The 18783-nt window shown below is 62.2% G+C and carries 15 protein-coding genes; 2 read left to right on the top strand and 13 right to left on the bottom strand.

Annotated elements, in window-relative coordinates:
• Positions 1 to 502 precede the first annotated feature (502 nt).
• Complete coding sequence (locus IPP35_09020; GenBank protein MBL0059231.1) at positions 503 to 2056, top strand: PEP-CTERM/exosortase system-associated acyltransferase; 1554 nt, start codon at positions 503 to 505, stop codon at positions 2054 to 2056.
• A gap of 8 nt (positions 2057 to 2064) precedes the next feature.
• Entirely contained in the window at positions 2065 to 2805 is a 741-nt protein-coding gene (locus IPP35_09015) for a hypothetical protein (protein MBL0059230.1), read from the top strand.
• 190 nt (positions 2806 to 2995) lie between these two features.
• Here IPP35_09015 and IPP35_09010 read toward each other — a convergent pair whose 3' ends face one another.
• The 13 genes from IPP35_09010 to IPP35_08950 form a co-directional block, all read right to left on the bottom strand.
• Positions 2996 to 6190 carry an efflux RND transporter permease subunit gene (locus tag IPP35_09010; protein ID MBL0059229.1) on the bottom strand — a complete coding sequence of 1065 codons (3195 nt, stop codon included), beginning with the start codon at positions 6188 to 6190 and terminating at the stop codon, positions 2996 to 2998.
• Positions 6187 to 7542, bottom strand: a complete 1356-nt coding sequence (locus IPP35_09005) for a TolC family protein (GenBank protein MBL0059228.1) — start codon at positions 7540 to 7542, stop codon at positions 6187 to 6189. The genes IPP35_09010 and IPP35_09005 overlap by 4 nt, the downstream gene beginning before the upstream one ends.
• Before the next feature lie 10 nt (positions 7543 to 7552).
• A complete protein-coding gene (locus tag IPP35_09000; GenBank protein MBL0059227.1) occupies positions 7553 to 7747 on the bottom strand; it encodes a DUF2892 domain-containing protein in 195 nt (64 codons plus the stop codon).
• Between the two features lie 46 nt (positions 7748 to 7793).
• A complete protein-coding gene (locus IPP35_08995) occupies positions 7794 to 9794 on the bottom strand; it encodes a TonB-dependent receptor (protein MBL0059226.1) in 2001 nt (666 codons plus the stop codon).
• The gene (locus IPP35_08990; GenBank protein MBL0059225.1) at positions 9791 to 10606 is read right to left on the bottom strand and encodes an ABC transporter ATP-binding protein; all 816 of its coding nucleotides are present in this window, start codon (positions 10604 to 10606) and stop codon (positions 9791 to 9793) included. Before IPP35_08990 ends, IPP35_08995 begins: the two co-directional genes overlap by 4 nt.
• 211 nt (positions 10607 to 10817) lie before the next feature.
• Positions 10818 to 11735, bottom strand: coding sequence for an iron ABC transporter permease (locus IPP35_08985; GenBank protein ID MBL0059224.1), 918 nt, complete (start codon positions 11733 to 11735; stop codon positions 10818 to 10820).
• Positions 11736 to 11839: 104 nt separating this feature from the next.
• A complete protein-coding gene (locus IPP35_08980; protein MBL0059223.1) occupies positions 11840 to 12682 on the bottom strand; it encodes an ABC transporter substrate-binding protein in 843 nt (280 codons plus the stop codon).
• A 354-nt stretch (positions 12683 to 13036) separates the two neighbouring features.
• A complete protein-coding gene (pabB, locus tag IPP35_08975) occupies positions 13037 to 14773 on the bottom strand; it encodes an aminodeoxychorismate synthase component I (protein ID MBL0059222.1) in 1737 nt (578 codons plus the stop codon).
• Positions 14774 to 14796: 23 nt separating this feature from the next.
• Positions 14797 to 15396, bottom strand: a complete 600-nt coding sequence (locus tag IPP35_08970) for a NifU family protein (GenBank protein ID MBL0059221.1) — start codon at positions 15394 to 15396, stop codon at positions 14797 to 14799.
• On the bottom strand, positions 15393 to 16601 hold the full coding sequence (locus IPP35_08965; protein ID MBL0059220.1) for a P-loop NTPase: 1209 nt from the start codon (positions 16599 to 16601) through the stop codon (positions 15393 to 15395). The genes IPP35_08970 and IPP35_08965 overlap by 4 nt, the downstream gene beginning before the upstream one ends.
• Before the next feature lie 77 nt (positions 16602 to 16678).
• Complete coding sequence (xth, locus tag IPP35_08960) at positions 16679 to 17449, bottom strand: exodeoxyribonuclease III (GenBank protein ID MBL0059219.1); 771 nt, start codon at positions 17447 to 17449, stop codon at positions 16679 to 16681.
• Positions 17446 to 17769: an STAS-like domain-containing protein gene (locus IPP35_08955; protein MBL0059218.1), complete on the bottom strand. Its 324-nt coding sequence runs from the start codon at positions 17767 to 17769 to the stop codon at positions 17446 to 17448. Before IPP35_08955 ends, xth begins: the two co-directional genes overlap by 4 nt.
• Positions 17766 to 18728 (bottom strand): hypothetical protein, encoded by a 963-nt coding sequence (locus tag IPP35_08950; GenBank protein MBL0059217.1) that lies wholly within the window; start codon positions 18726 to 18728, stop codon positions 17766 to 17768. The genes IPP35_08955 and IPP35_08950 overlap by 4 nt, the downstream gene beginning before the upstream one ends.
• Between the last annotated feature and the right edge of the window lie 55 nt (positions 18729 to 18783).

Below are 18783 nucleotides of genomic sequence, written 5' to 3'. Positions count from 1 at the left end.
AACGGATCGTCTTCCTTCATGAGATCGGGTTCAAACATTTTCCCAGTCCCGAGCCGGCCCCGGTGATCAACGTGACCCGCTTTTCCCCCGGTTCTGAGGGAAGGTTTTGGGAGAGACCTGGGCCCTTTGATGTTCCTGACATTTCCATAGCCTCCCATCAATAGAGAATAAGTGAAAACGGCGCCCCGACGAGTTGGGCAGATTCAAAAAGTTGACTTCCCGGCCGATGATAAAACGCTTGAAAATAAAGCTCAAACCGGGGAATGACGCTCAAGCGAATACTACTAAAGTCCCCTTCGGACGACAAACCATCGGTCCGAGTGACGAGGAAAGATTTGGGAGCTGGGAACAACGGACCAGGTTCGCTGAATTCTTCCCTTGACAAAAAGCGGAGGACGGCTATCCTTGATCGATCCCTGGCCGATGTCATCCATCGACGAGGGGATGACCGGATGGGCCTCCCCCCGGGGAGGCCCATCCACGCGACAGGAAGGAGCCGACATTGTTTCGACTGGGTGAATTCACTTTTTTGGAAGCCACGGAACCGAACCTCATTGACGCCATACACCGGTTGCGTTACCAGATCTACGTGGAAGAATACGGCTACGAAAAACCGGCGGACCACCCGGGCGGAGTGGAACGGGACAAGTTCGACCCCTATTCGGTCCCCATCGCGGCGCTTGACCGTCAAGGAAAACTGGTGGGCACGGCCCGGTTGATTCACCACTGCCCGCATCCCCTTCCCGCCCTTCTGCTGGCCTCTCCCCCCTGGAGGGAGGAACACGGAAACGATCCCCACCTGGTGGAATCCTCCCGTTTTGCCATGAGCCGGGAGTTCCGTCTCTCCGCTTTGGGTTTCAAGCGGGAAATGTCCTTCTTCCGGAAACACCTGATTCCCGGAACCCAGCCTCGCCCACCCGCGGACGAGGTCATGGGGCCGGACGACCCCTCCGGTCGGATCCTTATTTTCCTCGGGCTCAGTTACGCCGTCATTGATTCCGCCCATCGCCAAGGGGCCACACACCACCTGATGACGGCCGAACGGTCGCTTCACGTCCTGCTGAAACGGAACGGGATCCATTTCGACCCCATCGGCCCTGAGGTGGATTACCACGGTAGGCGAACCCCCTACGCCGGGGTGAACGAGGAAATGTTCAAATCTGTCCAATCCATTCGATCCAAGGTATTTACCTTCCTCTCTCAACGGTCCGGGAAGGTCTCGCCGGCGAGCCAAGAACGGGCCCTGGCCGAAAAGGAAAGTTTCAGGCTAGGAGGGTTTCGCTTCGGGGTGGCCTCCGAGGACGAAAGGCTGGACCAGGTGTTTCAGTTGCGCCATCGCTCCTATGCCGAAGACTTCGCCCTGATTCCCTCCGATTCGTTTCCCGACAAGAGGGAACGGGATGTCTACGATCCCTGGTCTCTGCATGCGGTGGCGATGGACTCCGGCGATCGGCTGGTGGGCACGGCCCGGCTGGTGTTGAATACGTCTTTGGGGATTCAGAGCCTGGAAAGCGCGGATCCCCAGGAACGGCTCCGGCTATCATCCACAAAAAAAGTGGCGGAACTTTCGCGTTTGGCGCTAGCGAAACCCTACGGCCAGGCCTTCGCCGACGTTTTGTCCGTCGTCTTATCCATTCCGCTCGGTCCATGTTCCGCCGGTTCGATGGGGCCCTCGGACCGGCGCAGGGCGGCTGTGATCACCTTGGGCCTCTTTCGACTGCTTTACCGGATCAGCAAAACCATTCGCCTGTCGGGCTGGTGTCTGCTGGCGGACGACAAAATGATCGACCTCCTCTCGCGCCACCAAATCCACCCGGAACTTCTGGGACCCGAAAACAAAACCCTCGGGAACCGGCGACCGATTCTTCTCCGATTCAGCGATCTCGAAACTCATTTAACCAACTTCTCGAAAATCCGCGCTTTCGCCAGGGACGCCGCCTTTCGAGGGGCCCCCATGTCGGGGGGGCCACCTCCGACGCCCAGCGAGAAGTGGGGTTTGGAAGAGAGAAGGCCCCAAGAGAAACCCATGAATACCGTCGGGGGAAATATTTTGTGACGAATCCGGTGAACCATGATTCCCCGGACCTTTCAGCCAACCGCGCGGTCGCGGCGGCCGCGCCGTTGCTTTTTGGGGTCCACTTTCTGGGCGAGCTCGTTTCGTTGCTGGGTCCCCTCGCCGGCCTGTGGTGGGCTTTGCGACACGGCCGTTTCATCCTTTTTGTGGCCTGGGCGGTTGTCTCCGTCGTTTATGTCTATCCCCTCACCCAGTTGATGCTAATTGGTTTGCTCATCCGGTGTTGTCCGAAACCGCATTCGGGCGTCCAACGAACAACGGCGGATGCCGTTACCTATTTCATCCTCGCGGGCCTTTCCCGTGGAGTGACGACGATGAATTGCGCTTTTTGGCTATCGTGCCTTCCCTATCCGGCCCATTGGTTCTACCGTCTGGCGGGAGGCCGAATTCACCCGTCGGTATTTATCGCTTTCCCGAATGTCTTGCCCGACCCGTGGAACGTGGAAATCGGGCGCGGTTGCATCCTGGGGCAGGGGGCCATCGTGGCCGGTCACATCCATGTTCAGGGGCGAACCTTCGTCGCGAAAACCCGTCTGGGGACCGACGTTCTGGTGGGTGCCAACGCTATTATTTCCGGGGGCGTCCAGGTGGGAGACGGAGCGCGGGTGAACCCGAATTCCTTTTTGCCTCCCGGAACACGTGTCCCACCGGGCGAAGTTTGGGGAGGAACCCCCGCCCGCCGATGCGAAACCCCTTCACCGACCGAATCGAATGAAAAAGAAATTGAATAATTTCCAGCGAGGTTTTCCCGCCGCCCGATGGGCCTTGGGGGAGCATAGCTTAATAGCATAGGACGTCCCCCTTATCTCCCCCCTCATCCGCCGCTTCGAGACCTCTTCTCCCACGAAGGGGAGAAAAAGAATGCGTTGCCGGGTCCGTCGATCCATTCGGAATACGAAGGAGACACAATAGTATAATACTTTAGGGCGTCCCCCGTGTTCGTCGGGCGGCCATGAAGTAGAGGACGGGGACGGCCATGCGGGAGAGGACGGTGGAGGCGATTTCGCCGGCCATGAGGGCGACGGCGAGGCCCTGGAAGATGGGGTCGAAGAGGATCACGCCGGCCCCGGCGACCACGGCGGCGGCGGTGAGGAGCATGGGGCGGAAACGCACGGCCCCGGCGTCGATCACGGCTTCCTTGAGCGGCATCCCTTCCGCCAGACGCAAATGGATGAAGTCCACCAGGATGATGGAATTCCGGACCACGATGCCGGCACCGGCGATGAAACCGATCATGCTGGTGGCGGTGAAAAAGGCGCCGAGGGCCCAATGGGCCGGGAGGATCCCCACGAGCGTGAGCGGGATCGGAACCATGACCACCAGCGGGATCGTAAACGACTTAAACCAGCCCACGACCAAAACGTAGATCAAGACCAAAGCGAAAGCAAACGCCAACCCCAGATCCCGGAAGACTTCGTAGGTGATTTGCCATTCGCCGTCCCACTTGAGCGCGCGCTCCAGCGAATTTTTGGGAGAGGACGCGAAGTATTCGTTCACCTCGTACCCCGACTCCCGCGCCAAGGTTTGAATCTTGTCCCGCAGGGCCAGCACGGCGTAGACCGGGCTCTCTTGGCGGCCGGCCACATCGGCGATCACGTAGCTCACGCGCTGGAGATTTTTATGGTAGATGGGCGGGTCGCGGTCCCCCCGCGTGGTTTTCGTCAATTGCCCGAAGGGGATCAGGGTGCCGTTCCGGGACAGAAGGTTGATCTTGGCCAAGGCGTCCAATCCCCGGCGGTCCTGGGGAGAAAGACGGAGGCGGATTTCCACGGGGTCCTTGTCCACGCCCGTCGACGCGAGCCCCAGGGTTTGGCCGCCCAGGGCCAGGGCGGCCGTTTGGGCGATGTGGGTGGCGGACAAACCGTTCAAGGTGGCCTTCTCGCGGTCCACCGCCAGAACGTCCAAGGGTTCCGTGGAGGGAACATAGGTGTCCACGTCCACGATCCCTTCCTCCTTGCGCAGAAACTGTTGGAGCGTTCCGGCAAAACCGTCCCGGGCCTTGTTGTCGGGGCCATACACCTCGAACACCAGGGTGGAAAGGACCGGCGGGCCGGGCGGGATTTCCGCCACCTGAACTCGGGCGTTGTAGCGGTCCGCGATGGACTGAACGATGGGCCGAAGGGAAGACGCCACCGCGTGGCTCTGAAGCCTTCGGCTTTTTTTGTCCACCAGATTAACGGCGAGGTCCGCTTGGTGGGGGCGCTGTCGCAAGAAGTAGTGCCGCACCAAGCCGTTAAAGTTGTAAGGGGCGGCCGTGCCCGCGTAGCTGGTTACCCGTTCCACCTCCGGGGCTTCCGCCAACAGAACCCGGGCGATTTCCGCCGCGGCCTCCTTCGTCTGGGAAAGGGCCGAGCCTTCCGGCAGGGTCAGGACCACCTCAAATTCGTTTTTGTTATCGAAGGGGAGCATCTTCATGGTCACCTTCTTGAAATACACCAGGGAACAGGCGGCCGCCAGAAGAAGCCCCATGCCGCCCAAATAGAGCCACCGGGAAAGGGCGTCGGTCAAAAGCCGTCCCATCACTTTCCGGTAGAGACGGTCCAGGAACGATTCCTCTCCATGGCCCGTCCCCGCTTTGGGTTTCCAGATCGCCAAAACATGCGTGAAGGCCCAAGGAGAAATGACGAAGGCGATCCCCAAGGAAAACATCATGGCCACGCTGGCCCCGACCGGAATCGGCCGCATGTAGGGGCCCATCAGTCCCGAAACAAACGCCATGGGCAGGATGGCCGCGATCACGGCCCAGGTGGCCAGGATCGTGGGGTTCCCCACTTCGGCCACGGCGTCCACGGCTACCTGCCGAAGCGACCGGCCGTCCCGCATGGCGAAATGGCGATGGATGTTTTCCACCACCACGATGGCGTCGTCCACCAAAATGCCGATCGAGAAGATGAGCGCGAAGAGCGTGATGCGGTTGAGCGTATAACCCAGAAGAGAATAGACTAAAAGCGTCAGCGCCAGAGTCACCGGGATGGCGACCAACACCACCAACGCCTCTCGGACGCCGAGGAAGAAGGCGATCAAGAGCGTCACCGACAGGGTGGCCAGGGCCATGTGGTATAACAGTTCGTCGGATTTTTCTTTCGCCGTCTCCCCATAATTCCTCGTCACGGAGACATTCGTCTCCTTTTTCAAAAGGCTGGGGCGGACAGAGTCAATTCTCCGCATGACTTCGCGGGCGACTTGGGTGGCGTTTTGGCCCCGTCGTTTGGAGACGGCCAAGGTCACGGCTTCGCGGGACCCTTCCCGGGTCCATTCGGCGACGGCGCGTTCCTCCTCGTCCGGTCCGTCCGTGATTTTGGCCACGTCGGCCAAGGTCACGGCGCGTCCGGACGACACACCGACCACGATCTTTTTAAGATCCTCCACCGAGCGCACCAGGGCGTCCGCCTCCACCGCCACCGAACGACCTTCGCGCAAAAAGGCGCCGACCGGCACCCGGGTGTTGGCGGCTTGCACCGTGCCCGCCAGTTCCAGCGGCGTCAGGTGGTGCCGCGCCAGGGCGGCCGGGTCAAAATGGATGAGGAACTGCCGCCGCCGTCCGCCGATGATGTCCGTGGTCGAAACGCCGGGGACCGCGCTCACTTCCGCTCGTAACGCCGCGGCCTGGGAACGAAGCGAGGCGGCGTCCTGGCCTTCCCCCGACAGGTTCAGGGCGAGGATGGGCACGTCGTCGATGGAACGGGGTTTGACCAGGGGCTGGGTGGCCCCGGGGGGCAAGACATCCATGTGGGCGAAGGTCTTGGTGTAAACCCGGGTCATGGCTTCCTCCGGGTTCGTGCCCACCTTGAAACGCAGGATGAACATGGCGAGGCCGGGTTCGGAAGTGGAGTAGACGTATTCCACGTCGGGAATTTCCCAAAACATCCGCTCCCCCACGCTCGTCAGACGGTCTTCCACCTCGCGGGCGCTGGCGCCCGGATAACCGACAAACACGTCGAACATCGGAACGTTGATTTGGGGCTCCTCCTCCCGAGGGAGGCTCACGGTGGCGAAAAGGCCCAGGAGGAGACTGGCTAAAACGAAAAGAACCGTGAGCTTGGACCCGACGAACATCTCCGCCAACCGGCCGGCCAGACCGAGGGAAGGTTCCACAGATTTATTTTTTTGGGTCATTGGGGTTTCTCCAGCGCCGCCGAGAGGGCGGCCAGGGCGCCTTCGTCCAACACCCCGGCCGCGGCCAGGGTGCGGGCCCGTTGAAGATGCAGTTGAGCGAGGGCTTCCAATCGAAGGGATTCCGCCCGCGCCAGGGATTCCTCCGCCCGAAGGACGTCCAAAATGCTCTGTCGGCCTTCCCGATAAAGAGGCCGGAAAAGGTTGAGGGATTTCTCAGCCAGATCCACCGTCCTCTCTAACGAAGGAAGGGCGTCCGAAATTCCCTCATACCGCCGGAGCGATTGGAGGATCTCCAAGCGAACCCGTTCCTCCAACGCGGCCCGCCGCTGGTCTCCCGCGCGGGACGCCGCGAGGGCTGTCTCTTTCCGTGCGCCGTAGGCGGGGTCGCCCAGGGCCCATTCGGCCCGGACCATCACGAGCCGGTTGGACGGGTTGGAGGAAAAGTCTTCGGTGTTCGTCTCGGCCTTGGCCATGGCGTCCACCCGGGGGAGGAACGCGGCCTTTTCCTGAGAAACCGCCAAGGCCCCCCGTTGGGCGGCCAGGTCCGCCGCCCGCACATCCGCGCGGTGGGTCCCCGCGAGCCTTTGGAGTTCCGTGGCCGACGGAAGAGCGGGCCCTTGGGCGGACAGGGTGCCCACGATGTCGAACTCCGACGGGTCCTGACCGAGCAGAACCGCCAAGGAATCGCGGCCCGCCTCGGCCATCTTCGCGGTTTGCGCCTTCCAGGCCTCCAACCCGGCCAAAACCGCCTCCGCCGCGAAAAAGTCCGAGCCCAACACGAGCCCCTTGGCCCGGAGCCGTTCCGCGCTTTGGATTTCCTCACCCGAAGCCCGGAGCCGTTCGGTCAAGCGGTCGCTCAGCGCCCGGGCTTGAATCCACTGCATCGCCGCCTCAAAAACCGCCAAGCGGACCTCCTGCCGAGCCCCCGCCTCCCCGCTCTCCGCCTGAGAAAGACCGAGATCCGCCATCCGACTCCCGTTTTGGATGTCGTATCCGGCGAAAATCGGCAGGCCCACTTGAAGATAACTTTTGAAGTTCGTCACGTACCCCGGATCGTTCAGCGTTCCGATGTCGAAGTTGGCCGCGGTGAAATTCCGTTGGTCCAGGAGGGAGGCGAAGGCGTAGACCGGCCCGTCCCCGCGGGTGAAAGCGGAACCCGCGTGAAGAGAAGGGTAGTTCGTGGCGCGAACCGCCGATCCCGCCCGCCGGGCCTCGTCCACCTGGGCCTCCGCCGCGCGAAGGGTTGGGCTCCGGGCCACGGCCCGCCGCGCGGCCTCGGCCAGGGTCAAGCGTTCGGCCGCCCGAACCGAAAGGGCCGAAACCAACAGAAGGACGACGGCGCGGAGCTTCATGGGTGCCGGCTCAGACGGGGGTGCGGGCGTTCAGCTTGCGCAGGATCGTCATCAAGGGACACCAGTTGGTGAAGGCGGACTGCAACAAGTTCAGCCCCACGAAAGCGGTAAAAAAGAGCCACTTTGGGCTGTGAGCGTAGGCGAGACCCAAGCTCACCAGAACAAAAAAACCGGCGACACCGCGCAACATTCGTTCGATGTTCATGGACCGTCCTCCCCGAGTGGAATGGCTTCCGGATTCCAGACTTATTCTAGCTTAACCCGAGCGCCATTCGTTTCAATTGGAGAAACCGATCGTGACGCCCGTCCAGAAAGTTCGGTCGGGTTGGGGATTGCGCGAGGCGGCGAAGGTCACCGGGTCGTTGTCGAAGCTCCGGGCGTAGCGGCGGTTCAGGATGTTCTCCACGGCCAGGTGGAATTCCGCGGCGAGGATCTTTTGAGACCCGCGCGTTCCAGGTCGCGTAACAGGGGAGGTCTAAGCCCGTCTGGTTGTCGCCCTGGTACTGTTTCGACACGTAGCGGACCCCGTTCGTCAAAGCCAAACTCGGGCTGGGGCCCCAGGTCAGCTGGTAGTCCGCCATGTGGCGGGGGGTCAAGCGGAGCGGCACATAGTCCGAGGAGGCGAGGGAATTGCCTTCCGCCCGGGTGTAGGTGTAGGCCAAGACGCCCGTCCAATGAGGCAGAAGGCGGTGGCGGTTTTCCACTTCCACGCCGGACATCTCCGCCGACGGAGCGTTTTGATAGGTGAGGAAGTTCGAGGTGACGGTCACGCGGTCCTCGATCTTTGTATAAAAACCCGTGACCGACATCCGGCTGGATTTCCCGGGCAAGACCTCGACGCCCACATCGTAACTCCAGGCGCGCTCCGGACCCAGGTTGGGGTTGCCGCTGAAGTAAGGGTCCACGTAGTAAAGCTCCAGGAAAGACGGCGCCCGGTAGGATCGCGAGGCGTTGCCTGAGAACTTCACTTTCTCGTTCATATGGAAGAGGGCGGTCAGCCGGGGGTTCCAAACGCCGCCGAAGGCGCTGTGGTCGTCGTAACGGACGGCAGGAAGGACTTCCCAGGGACCGGCCGCCAGTTGCGCCTGGGCGTAGCCGGCGACGTTCGTGATGTGGTTCGCCCGCTCCGGGGCGTAGGCGTTGGCGTCCGTTTTCTGGTCGTCCCTCTCGACGGACCCGCCCAGGGTGAGCCAGCGATGGAACACCAGGCGGGTGTCGTTGCCGACGATGCGGTTGACTTGCTTAAAATCCGGCGGTGCGGACCCCGATGGAAGGGTCTGATAGGTTTGATCCGTCCCGTAGAAAGCGGTCTGGACGCTGGACGTTTCGCCCAGAGGAAGGAAAACGGTGCCGTGGCTTCGAACGGCCCGTTGTTCCACCCGGGCGTTCTTATCCAGCGCGGTCCGCTCTTTTTCACCGTTCCATTCCCCCACCGGCAGAAGCGTTCCGCGGGGGTTGCCGACTTCGCCGTCCACAACGCCCACGTCCGCCGACACCCGGGCGCCGTTCCCGAACGAGAAACCGGCGCGGCCGGTGGCGTAGAGGTTGTCGGTGTCCTGGTTATCCTGGAACCCGTCCGACAGGGTCCGCCCGCCCGTCACATAAAAATCCGTGGCGCCCACGCGAGCGCCGAATTCGCCTTCATAGAGTTGGCTCATGAAAGAACCCACCTGCATTCGGAACCGGGTCTCTGGACGGTCGGACACCGGACGTTTCGAAATCAGGTGCACCACGCCGCCGATGGCGTTGGCCCCGTAGAGCGCCGAGGCGCCGCCGCGAACCACCTCCACCCGTTCGATCCCGGCCAGCGGAAGCTGGGAAAAATCGAAGAACTGGTTGGACACGCCCAGAAGAGGCATGTCGTCCAGGAGGACCTGCTGTTGGGCCGAGGACGGCGAACCCCGGAGCCGGACCGTGGAGAAGGTGCCCAGGGTCCCGGACCGTTGAACCAGCACCGACGGAACCGCGTCCAAGGCCGCGTCCACCGCGGCCGCCCCCTGAAGTTCCATGTCCCGGGCCGTGAGGCTGGAGACGTTGGTGGGGAGCCGTTTGCGGGGTTCGGCCTTTCGGGTGAGACTGAGAAAGACGTCCGCCCCCGCGTCCCCGGTTTCATCGACCACGGGGACGGTCGCCGCCACCGTGGAAATCTCGACGTCCGAAGCGGATTTGGCAACATCCGCCGGAGGCGCGGCCCGGAGGCCTCCGGCCAAGAGGCCGGCGAGAAGGAAACTGAATCGGTTTTTATTTCTCATTGGGAATTCCTTTCTTTCGTAGGATGACAAAATTGAACCGCGCCCGGTTGTCCGGGAGCGGGGGCGTGGATCACGGCCCCCAGTCCGTAGACGGACCGGAGCGTGTTCGGCGTGATGACCTGGGCGGCGGGGCCCTGGGCGAAGGTCCGGCCGTCTTTTAAGAGGAGCACCGTGGGGCACCAGGCCATGGCCAAACTCACGTCGTGCAAAATGGCGATCACGGCCAGGCCCCGTTCCCGGCGGAGACGGTCCACCACCGCCACCAAATCCGCCTGGTGGCCGGGGTCCAGGTGCGCCGTGGGCTCGTCCAACAAAAGCACGGCGGGTTCCTGGGCCAGGGCCCGGGCCAAGAGAACCCGGCGGCGTTCGCCCCCGGAAAGACGGCTCACGGGACGATGGCGGAGCGGCAGGAGGTCCGTTTCCGCCAAGGCGCGTTCCACCTGGCGGCGGTCCTCGTGCCCCAACCTCCCCCAGGCGCCGGTGCGGCAAAAGCGCCCGAGCCGGACCATTTCCTCAACGGTCAAAACAAAAAGCGAGTCCAGTTCCTGGGGCACCCAGGCCGCGCGCCGCGCCACGTCCATTTGGTCCAGGTCCGCCAACGGCGAGCCCCCCACAACAATTCGCCCTTCCCGCGGAACCAGGGCTTTGATCAAGAGTCGAAGCAGGGTGGATTTCCCCGCTCCGTTCGGGCCCAAGACGCCCAAAAGCTCCCCTTCCTTCAATTCAAAACTCACGTCCTCCAAAACGAACGGACGGTCCCCGTTGGATTTGGGATAGGCGAACCCTACTCGATCCACAGAAACAATCGTCATAGGAGAAAATTCCGATTCATAAAAGACACCCCTCCCTCACCCTCCCCTTGGCAAGGGGAGGGAACACAGCACCCGAATCGAAACATGGGCCGGTCAGGTTGAAGGGTCTTGTTCCCCCTCCTTCGCAAGGAGGGCCCGGTGCGGAGCACCGGGCACCTGGGGCGGCATGGCCGCTGATCCGGGGCCAGGGGGAGGTCTGAGGGCTTAGAACTCATCCCAATTTCCTCCGTTCGCGGCGGAGCAGGAGGAGGAAAAACGGCGCACCCACGAGCGCGGTTACGACCCCGACGGGGATCTCCTGGGGCGCCAACACCGAGCGGCCCACCGCGTCCGCCCCGATGACCAAGACCGCGCCCAGGAACGCCGACGTGGGGAGAGCGGAACGGTTGTCGAACCCGACCAAGAGCCGCGCCGCGTGGGGGATCACCAATCCGACGAAGGGGATGACCCCGTTTAGGGTGACGGCCAAACCCGTGGCCCCGGCGCAAAGGAGAACCGCCGCCCAGCGAAATTTCCCCGTGGAGAGGCCCAGGGCCCGGGCCGTTTCTTCCCCCAGAGAAAGCAGGTTTAACGCCGGGGCGAGGGCGAAAAGCCCCCCCACCGCCAGGGCCGCCAGCGACAAGAGGGGAAGGAGCCGCCCATAGGAGGGAGACTCGAGGCTACCCAAGAGCCAAAAGAGGATCCCCGCGCTTTCTTCCCGACGGGCTTGGGACAAAATGAAGGTCAGGATCGACGAGGTAAACGCATGAAGCGCCGCCCCCGCCAGCACCATGAGCGTGGCGCTCGGCGCCCCGCCTCCACGGGAGAGAACCAGCACCGCCGCGAGCGCCACGAAGGCCCCCACCATGGCCGCGAGAGGCTGGGTCACGCCGAGCAAGAGCCCTATAGCCGACCCCAGGGCCGCCCCGCCGGAAACCCCAAGCAGGTACGGATCCGCCAGCGGGTTGCGAAGAAGTCCCTGAAGCGCGCATCCCGCCGACGCTAAAAGCGCGCCCACCGCCCCCCCGAGAAGGACCCGAGGCAGACGGATGTCCAGCAAAATATCCCGCCCAACCCCCGGGTTCCGAAGAGCGTTCCAAAACCCTCCCGGCAGAGGCACGGCCCCCACCAGCAAAGCCCCCAAAACCACGCCCACCCCTCCCAAAAAAGCCAGCCCAAGGATCCTGTGTTTATTGAGAAATTTAAAAGGCTTTCGCTCTCCCATTGGAGGAAGCGGGGACGGGCTATGGGATTTCATGGTTTCACCTCACCCCGAATCCGGCGAAGTTCCGCCAAGGCATCCACCACGCGGGGACCCGCCCGGGAAAAAAGGTCCGCGTCCAGTTCGACAACACGGCTGTTGGCGACGGCGGGAATGTTTTTCCAGCCGGGTCGCGAGACGATCTTCTTGGCCGAGGATACCCCCGTGTGGAAGAGCACGTCGGGCCGGGCCGAAGCCACCCACTCTGATGAGAGGAGCGGCATTTCATTCCGCGTGTCCGGCACGATGTTCTCAAAACCCGCCCGTTGGAGGAGATGCCCCTGGAGGCTCACAGGGCCCACCGCTTGAAGCGGCTGGGGCCAGATTTCAAAGAGAACTTTGGGGAGCGGCGGTGGCGGAACGGAGGCGTCCAGCGCCGCTAATTGGGTTTTGAGCCGGGCGAGCAGAATCTCGGCCTCCGGTTCGCGACCGACGGCCCGGCCCACCTTGGAAATCAAACCGAACACGTCTTCGATGGACTTGGCGTGGGTCGCGGGGAGGAACTGGACGGGAAGTTTAAAACGCGCGAAATCCGATTGAAACCGAGCGTGGGCGCTATCCGCCAAAATGAGGTCCGGCGCCAGCGACACCAAAACCTCCCAGCGGGGAACGAGGCCACCCACGCGGGGAACTCCTGGAAAGTCCCCCTTTCGTTCCGCGTCGGAGACCCCCACCAACGTCCCGTCCGCCCCGAGCGCCGCCATGATTTCGGAGTGGGAGGGAAGCAAACTCACCACCCGCCGCGGGGCGGCGAAAAGAGGGGAAGACAACAGGTTCAGAACGGCCAACAAACACCACCCCTCCCTCACCCTCCCCTTGCCAAGGGGAGGGAACATGGAAAATATCCAAAAGACGAGGGAGGTCCATGATGGACGGAACAGAGCCGCTGAGGCGGGGCTCATATGCCAACGATTTCTGACGGAAACGATATTCAAAAAGAAAACCCCCTTTCGCCAAAAGCGGAGGGGGTCCGGACAAAAAAATACCCAACCGGGCGGGACCCGTGTTGGGGGTTTTGTCGTGACCTTCCCGCGAAGGCGCTTTTCAGCGGTATTGTCCCTCGCGCCGTAGACCGGACTTATCCTCGGAAAAACACCGAGGCTTCACCGTTGCGGGGCAGTGCCTGACTTTCACAGGCTTCCCCGGCGCGAAAGTATGAATGGCATTCTAAGCCAAGGGGATGGTCCCTGTCAAGACAAAAGAACCGAAACCCAACCGCGGACGGAATTGATTAAAAAGACTTTTTCCGCCCGAAGAAGGTCTACCCGGCGGAGAAACCGCTCGGAGACCTGTCCGCGGCGGAGAAGGTTTTCTCGGAAGACACCGCCCAGGAGACCGCAGGGAACGGGCGGGGTGTACCGCTTTCCGCCGATTTGAAGGACGAGATTGGCCCAGGTGGATTCCGTCAACTCCCCGCGACGGTTCCAAAGAATCACGTCGTCCGCCCCGGGATGGGCCCGTCGCTGGCGGTCATAAACGTCCCGCCGGGTGGTCTTGTGATACAGGAACAGGTCCCCCTCGTCCACGGGTGTCCGGGCCAGGGCCACGCGCCAGGGAGCGTCGGTTGGATCCAGTTTTTCCGCCTGGACGTTGACGGACCCGTCCCGGGACAGAAGCAAACGAACTTTCCAACGACCTTTTGGATGATGTCCAGCCTCTTTGTGCAAACGGGCGCGAACGCGCCCTTCGTCCCAGGGGAAACCCATGCGCTCGGCCGATCGGCGGAGACGCCGCAGGTGTCCGGGGAGAAGGAACCATCGTCCGTCCTCCAACCGGAGAGTTTCCAGCAGGTCGAAGGCGGGGGCGTTCAAGAAATCCCGCTTCAAAAGACACTCGCGGTATTCGGCGCCGGGGCGACTGGCCGCCGTGATGCCGCTTCCCACGGGACAGGACGCGCGGCCGGTGCGCGTGTCCAGGGTCAAGGTCCGGATCGGGACGTTGAAGGTCCAATGGCCGTCGGGCCTGAGGAGCCCCAGCGTCCCGGTGTAGAGACCCCGAGGAACGGTTTCCAACTCTTTAATAATTTCCATGGTTTTCCGCTTCGGAGCGCCGGTGACGGAACCGCTGGGGAAGAGGGCTTCCAACATGCCGGTCAATCCAACGCCTGGTCGGAGACGGGCCTTGATTTCCGAGGTCATCTGCCACAGGGTCGGGTAGGGTTCCATTTTAAAAAGGCCCGTGGTGCGAACGCTCCCGGGCCGAGCGATTTTTCCCAAATCGTTTCGAAGGAGGTCCACGATCATGACGTTCTCGGCCCGTTCTTTGGGACTGGAGCCAAGCCCCCGGGCGAAGGCCCGGTCTTCTTCCTCCCATCGGCCCCGGGGGGCGGAGCCTTTCATGGGGCGAACGGTCAAGAGATCGCCGCGCCGGTCAAAGAATAGTTCGGGCGAAAGGCTCAACACCTTCCATCGTCCGAGATCGACGAACGCGGAGTAGGGAGCCCCCTGGGCCAGGGCCAGCCGGCGGTACCACGCCCAGGGATCGCCCCTCCAGCGGGCGTGGCATGGAAAGGTGAAGTTCACTTGATAGCTGTCGCCCCGGGCGATACGGGATTGAATTTTCCGAACGGCGCGGGAGTGCGATTCCTTGGAAAGTTTCGGGCGCCAGGACGACGCGTGGATTTCGGAGCCAGGGATCGGAGCCCTTCGGGCCCGGCGGTCGAACACGGCGGCCCAGGCCAAGGGGAAATCCCCCACCGGGTGGGAAACGAGGGAAGGATTTAAAACCGGGCCGGCTTCGTAGGACAGAAGCAGAACGCCCCAGCGGCCCTGGCGGACATGGTCTTCCAGGAAATCGAGCAAAGGACGGACCTGCGACGGACGGTCCGCCTGTCGCACGGCGCGGGGACGGCCGAAGACCGCCGTCCAGGACGGGGAGGCGGGATCGTGGGATTCGAAAACGGCGGTGGGGGAAAAACCGGAGGGCACGGGGGGGTCTGAAATAAAGCCGGTCAGTCTCCGAAAGGGCTTTGGCCGGGGCCGCTGTAATAGGGGCGGTCGCCGGCGGCGTGGTTGGTGACGTCCGTGACTCCCTGGAGTTCGGGGATCTTGGCGCGGAGGGTTTGCTCGATTCCCAGCGATAGCGTCTGTTGGGCGGCGCCGCACCCCTGACATCCGCCGGAAAGACGGACTTCGGCCACGCCGGCCCGAACCCCCACCAGTTCGGCGCTTCCCCCATGCTGGGCCAGGCCGGGGTTGATGTCGGCGATCAACACCTGGCGCACGCGGTCGGTTAAATCTTCCGGAAGGGGCGTCTTTTTGGCCACCGCGGGGCGACCATCGACCAAAGCCGCGCGGATCGCCAGGGCCACGGATTTCCCCGCCAGTTCCCAGGGTTGGGGATCGGCGCAGGCCACCGTCACGCGGTTCCCGGCGACCCAGACCTGCACCACGCCGGGGAGAGCAAACAATCGCTCAAAGAGCGGGGACCCAAGGGCCTCTTCGGAACTCCGGCAAAGGGCGGAGCCGTCGAGAAGGACCCGATCCAAGGTGAACGAACAGAGGCGGGGGTCGGAAGGGGACGCGGCGGCGGTGATCCGCGGGGAACTCACACCGAAAAAGGCTGGGCGGTTCCGCCGCGCCGGGCCAGGCACTCGGCGCACTCGCAAGCCGCGCGGAGCGACTCGAAGGTGTAGATGCCGGTGTTGTGCGCGTCCGAGAACGCGAGCCCCACGCCGTAGCGGCCCACGGGATTTACCCCGGCGACCCGGACGTCGAGAGGGATCTTCTTGGGGTCCAAGACCCGGCGGCCGGTGTCTTCATCGACGCAGGCGGCGCAGGGACAGTTCACCCGGAGGGTCCAGGCGGCGATGCGTCCCTCGTGGCCGTCGGTCCAGGCGATGCGGAGTTCTCCGGCCGGACCGAGGTCCATCCGCTTCGGCTCTCCCCCGGGAACCACCGCGTTGGAGCGGGCGGCCTCCCGCTCCAGGGACTTCGCCAAATCCAAGAAGGCCCGCGCGGCCGGAGAACCGGGGTTCCGGACCAAAACCGGTTCACCGGTTTCTCCCCCTTCCATGATGTCCGCTTCGAGAGGAATGCGACCCAGGAACGGGGCGCCGCATTCCCGGGCTAAAACCTGTCCTCCCTCTTTTTTAAAGAGGGCGTGTTCCGTCCCGCACTTGGTGCAGACGAACCCGCTCATGTTTTCCACGACGCCCAAGATCGGGACTTTCACTTGCTCAAACATCTTAAGCCCCTTCCGGGCGACGCCCAAGGCCACCTGCTGGGGGGTTGTGACCACGATGGATCCCGTGAGGGGCGCCTGTTGCGCCAGCGTCAGCTGAACGTCCCCGGTGCCCGGCGGCATGTCGATCAATAAATAGTCCAGATCCCCCCAGGCCACGCCGCCCAAAAGCTGGAACAGGGCTTTCATGGCGATGGGCGCACGCCAGATCACGGGGTTGTCCTGGGGCATCAGAAGCCCGATGGACATGAACCCCACCCCGTGGCGGACCATGGGAGCCAACTGCTCTACGTCGGTTGCCGGGCGTTCGTTGCCGGCCCCCATCAAGCCCGGTTGGCTGGGACCGTAGATGTCGGCGTCCAGGACGGCGACCTTGGCCCCCAACTGGTGAAGAGCCACGGCCAGGTTCGTGGTGACGGTGGATTTCCCCACCCCGCCTTTGCCGCTCCCGATGGCGATGACGTTCCGAACCCCGCTCAGGGCCTCGGGCCCCGGCCGACGAACGGCGGGACCTTTCCGAGCCTGAAGAGCGTCGGCGCTGGGATGAAGAGAAATGTCAGTGGGAGAGGGCATGTGGGGCTCCAATTGAACGGCGGGAAACGCCTTTTTCCGTCGGAAATGACCGGAGAAAGATTATACCACTTTTCCCCTCAATCTTCGAATTCAGCGACGAGGAAGGTGTGGTCGGAAGGTTTTTCCCAGCCCCGGGGATCTTTGTCGATCCAGATCTTCTTCAGACGGCGGACCGCCGGGGGCGTGCCCAACATCAGGTCGATCCGCCAGCCCCGGTTGCGGGGAAAATTAGTGGGGATCATATAGTCCCAATAGGTGTAATGGCCCGGCCCCTTTTCTTTTTCCCGGAAAAGGTCGGTCCAGCGCTCTCCTCGGGCGGCCTCGTAGGCCGCCCGGGCTTTGGGGTGAAAGCAGACGTGCTCGGCGTTTCGTTCGGGGGCGTGCAGATCGATTTCCGTGGGCGCCACGTTCAGGTCCCCCATCCACAGGGCCGGGGTCTCCACCGAGACGTGTTGGGCGAACAGTTTTTTGAGCCCCGCATAAAATTTGAGTTTGTTCTCGAATTTGGGGGAATCCGGCTCAAACCCCTGGGGGACGTAGGTGTTGATCAAGAGCCAATCCCCCCAGCGGGCCGTGATCGTTCGGGCCTCGCCCGAGCCCGAGGGATCCCAGGTCCGGTCCACGTCCGCGAGCGGCTTCCGGGAGACGAAGGCCACCCCGTTGTAGGATTTCTGCCCTCGAAAAACCACGTGCCACCCCGCCTGTTCGAAATCCGCCTGGGGGAATTGGTCGTCCATCACCTTGGTTTCCTGAAGGGCCAGCACATCCGGCTTCTCCGCTTTCAACCATTTCAAAACAATGGGCAACCGGGACCGAATGGAATTGGCGTTAAAGGTGGCGATTTTCATGACGGGCCTTCTTCGGTCGGGGGTTCGGCGTCCATTCCTTCCTGCATGTAGTCCACGACGATCGTAATAATCTTTCTCACCGTCTCGTTGCAGGACTTGAACTCGAGCCGATCGAGAACATCGTTCCCGAACTTCCTCAACACATCGCTGATCAGCGCGTGGATAAAGGATTGCGTCGCCGCTTCCACACGCTCGAAATTGAGAAGGACTTCTTCCTTCGCCTCCAAGGCAGGAATGATCTCCGTGGTTCGAAGGGAGCGCGCGATGTCCTTATTTTCGGCGAAGGCGCCGACGCGGGGATAAAGATCGATCTGTTTCAAGAGAATCGAGGCCTCTTGTGCCGTTCCTTGCGCCGTTCTCTCACAGCGGAGCTGTAGGTGGTTCGGATGGAATCCAATAGGCGCGAAAAAGCCTCGGTTTGGTCGAGAGTGATGTCCACGCCGACCACCGTTCCGCGCCAGAACGGCATATTCCCACTGGCGGAATGTCGGTCTTCAAAGGGATCGGCGTGTAGATTCAAGGTGCGAATCGTTTTCTTCTTGAGCAATTTATAGAAGCCGGTCCCGCTGTAAAGAACGAAGAAATCGCGATTTACGCTGGCAATGGATTTAATGAAAAACAGCCCCGCACCGGCGTTTTGGTCGGTCCCCCCTTCCCGGCGGGTGGTGCCCGTGATCCCCGGCATTAGGGCGAGCCGAATCGCGTCCAAATCCGTGGGTGCCGAATGGGAACGGGTGATCGTGGTCTTGATTCCCATACCCGTATCCGCGATCCCAATTCGAATGGAATTGCTTTTCTTGTAATATTGGGCGCACAACAAAGCCCCGTTCTCCGACTCCGCGTGCTCGATCACATTCCGGGCCAATTCGCTTACGATGTATCCGAGCGTTTTCGCCGGTTCAGCCTCCAAATGGAGCAGGGGGATCATTTCCGTGATGAAACTCGTCAATTCGCCCGACGTTCGGATTTGGGTGAGAGGAATGAATCGACCGGCTGGTTCATGCTCCTCAATCGATATTGTGGAGGGGATTCCCAAGAGGCGAAAGAGTCCCATGCGAACAAAATAATGGCGGGAAGTCGCTTCAAACTTCTCCCAACGGATTTTTTCGGGTTTCACCGTTAACCCCAAAGCGGCGATCATCGAGAGCACTGCGGGATGGACGGAGATCCATTTGTCGTTCGCCGTGATCTCAAGAGAATCCGGAAAAGATGGGTCAAACCCACGCAAAAATGGGTCTATGTTCCCAAGAAATGCACTGTTTGGAATGAATATTTTCATGCCTGACCATATTCTACCGGGAATCCAGGGTGAAAGTCAATACGCCGGGATTCCC

This window comes from Elusimicrobiota bacterium, assembly GCA_016721625.1.
Taxonomy (GTDB): Bacteria; Elusimicrobiota; Elusimicrobia; order FEN-1173; family FEN-1173; genus JADKHR01.
The sequence above is the reverse complement of the archived record's forward strand: the minus strand, read 5'-3'. Positions and strand labels throughout refer to the sequence as shown.

Bases quoted from the DNA above. Each gene is read 5' to 3' on its own strand.
- IPP35_09010 (MBL0059229.1), bottom strand. From the start codon at position 6,190: ATGACCCAAAAAAATAAATCTGTGGAACCTTCCCTCGGTCTGGCCGGC.
- IPP35_09005 (MBL0059228.1), bottom strand. From the start codon at position 7,542: ATGAAGCTCCGCGCCGTCGTCCTTCTGTTGGTTTCGGCCCTTTCGGTT.
- IPP35_09000 (MBL0059227.1), bottom strand. From the start codon at position 7,747: ATGAACATCGAACGAATGTTGCGCGGTGTCGCCGGTTTTTTTGTTCTG.
- IPP35_08995 (MBL0059226.1), bottom strand. From the start codon at position 9,794: ATGAGAAATAAAAACCGATTCAGTTTCCTTCTCGCCGGCCTCTTGGCC.
- IPP35_08990 (MBL0059225.1), bottom strand. From the start codon at position 10,606: ATGACGATTGTTTCTGTGGATCGAGTAGGGTTCGCCTATCCCAAATCC.
- IPP35_08980 (MBL0059223.1), bottom strand. From the start codon at position 12,682: ATGTTCCCTCCCCTTGGCAAGGGGAGGGTGAGGGAGGGGTGGTGTTTG.
- IPP35_08965 (MBL0059220.1), bottom strand. From the start codon at position 16,601: ATGCCCTCTCCCACTGACATTTCTCTTCATCCCAGCGCCGACGCTCTT.
- xth (MBL0059219.1), bottom strand. From the start codon at position 17,449: ATGAAAATCGCCACCTTTAACGCCAATTCCATTCGGTCCCGGTTGCCC.
- IPP35_08950 (MBL0059217.1), bottom strand. From the start codon at position 18,728: ATGAAAATATTCATTCCAAACAGTGCATTTCTTGGGAACATAGACCCA.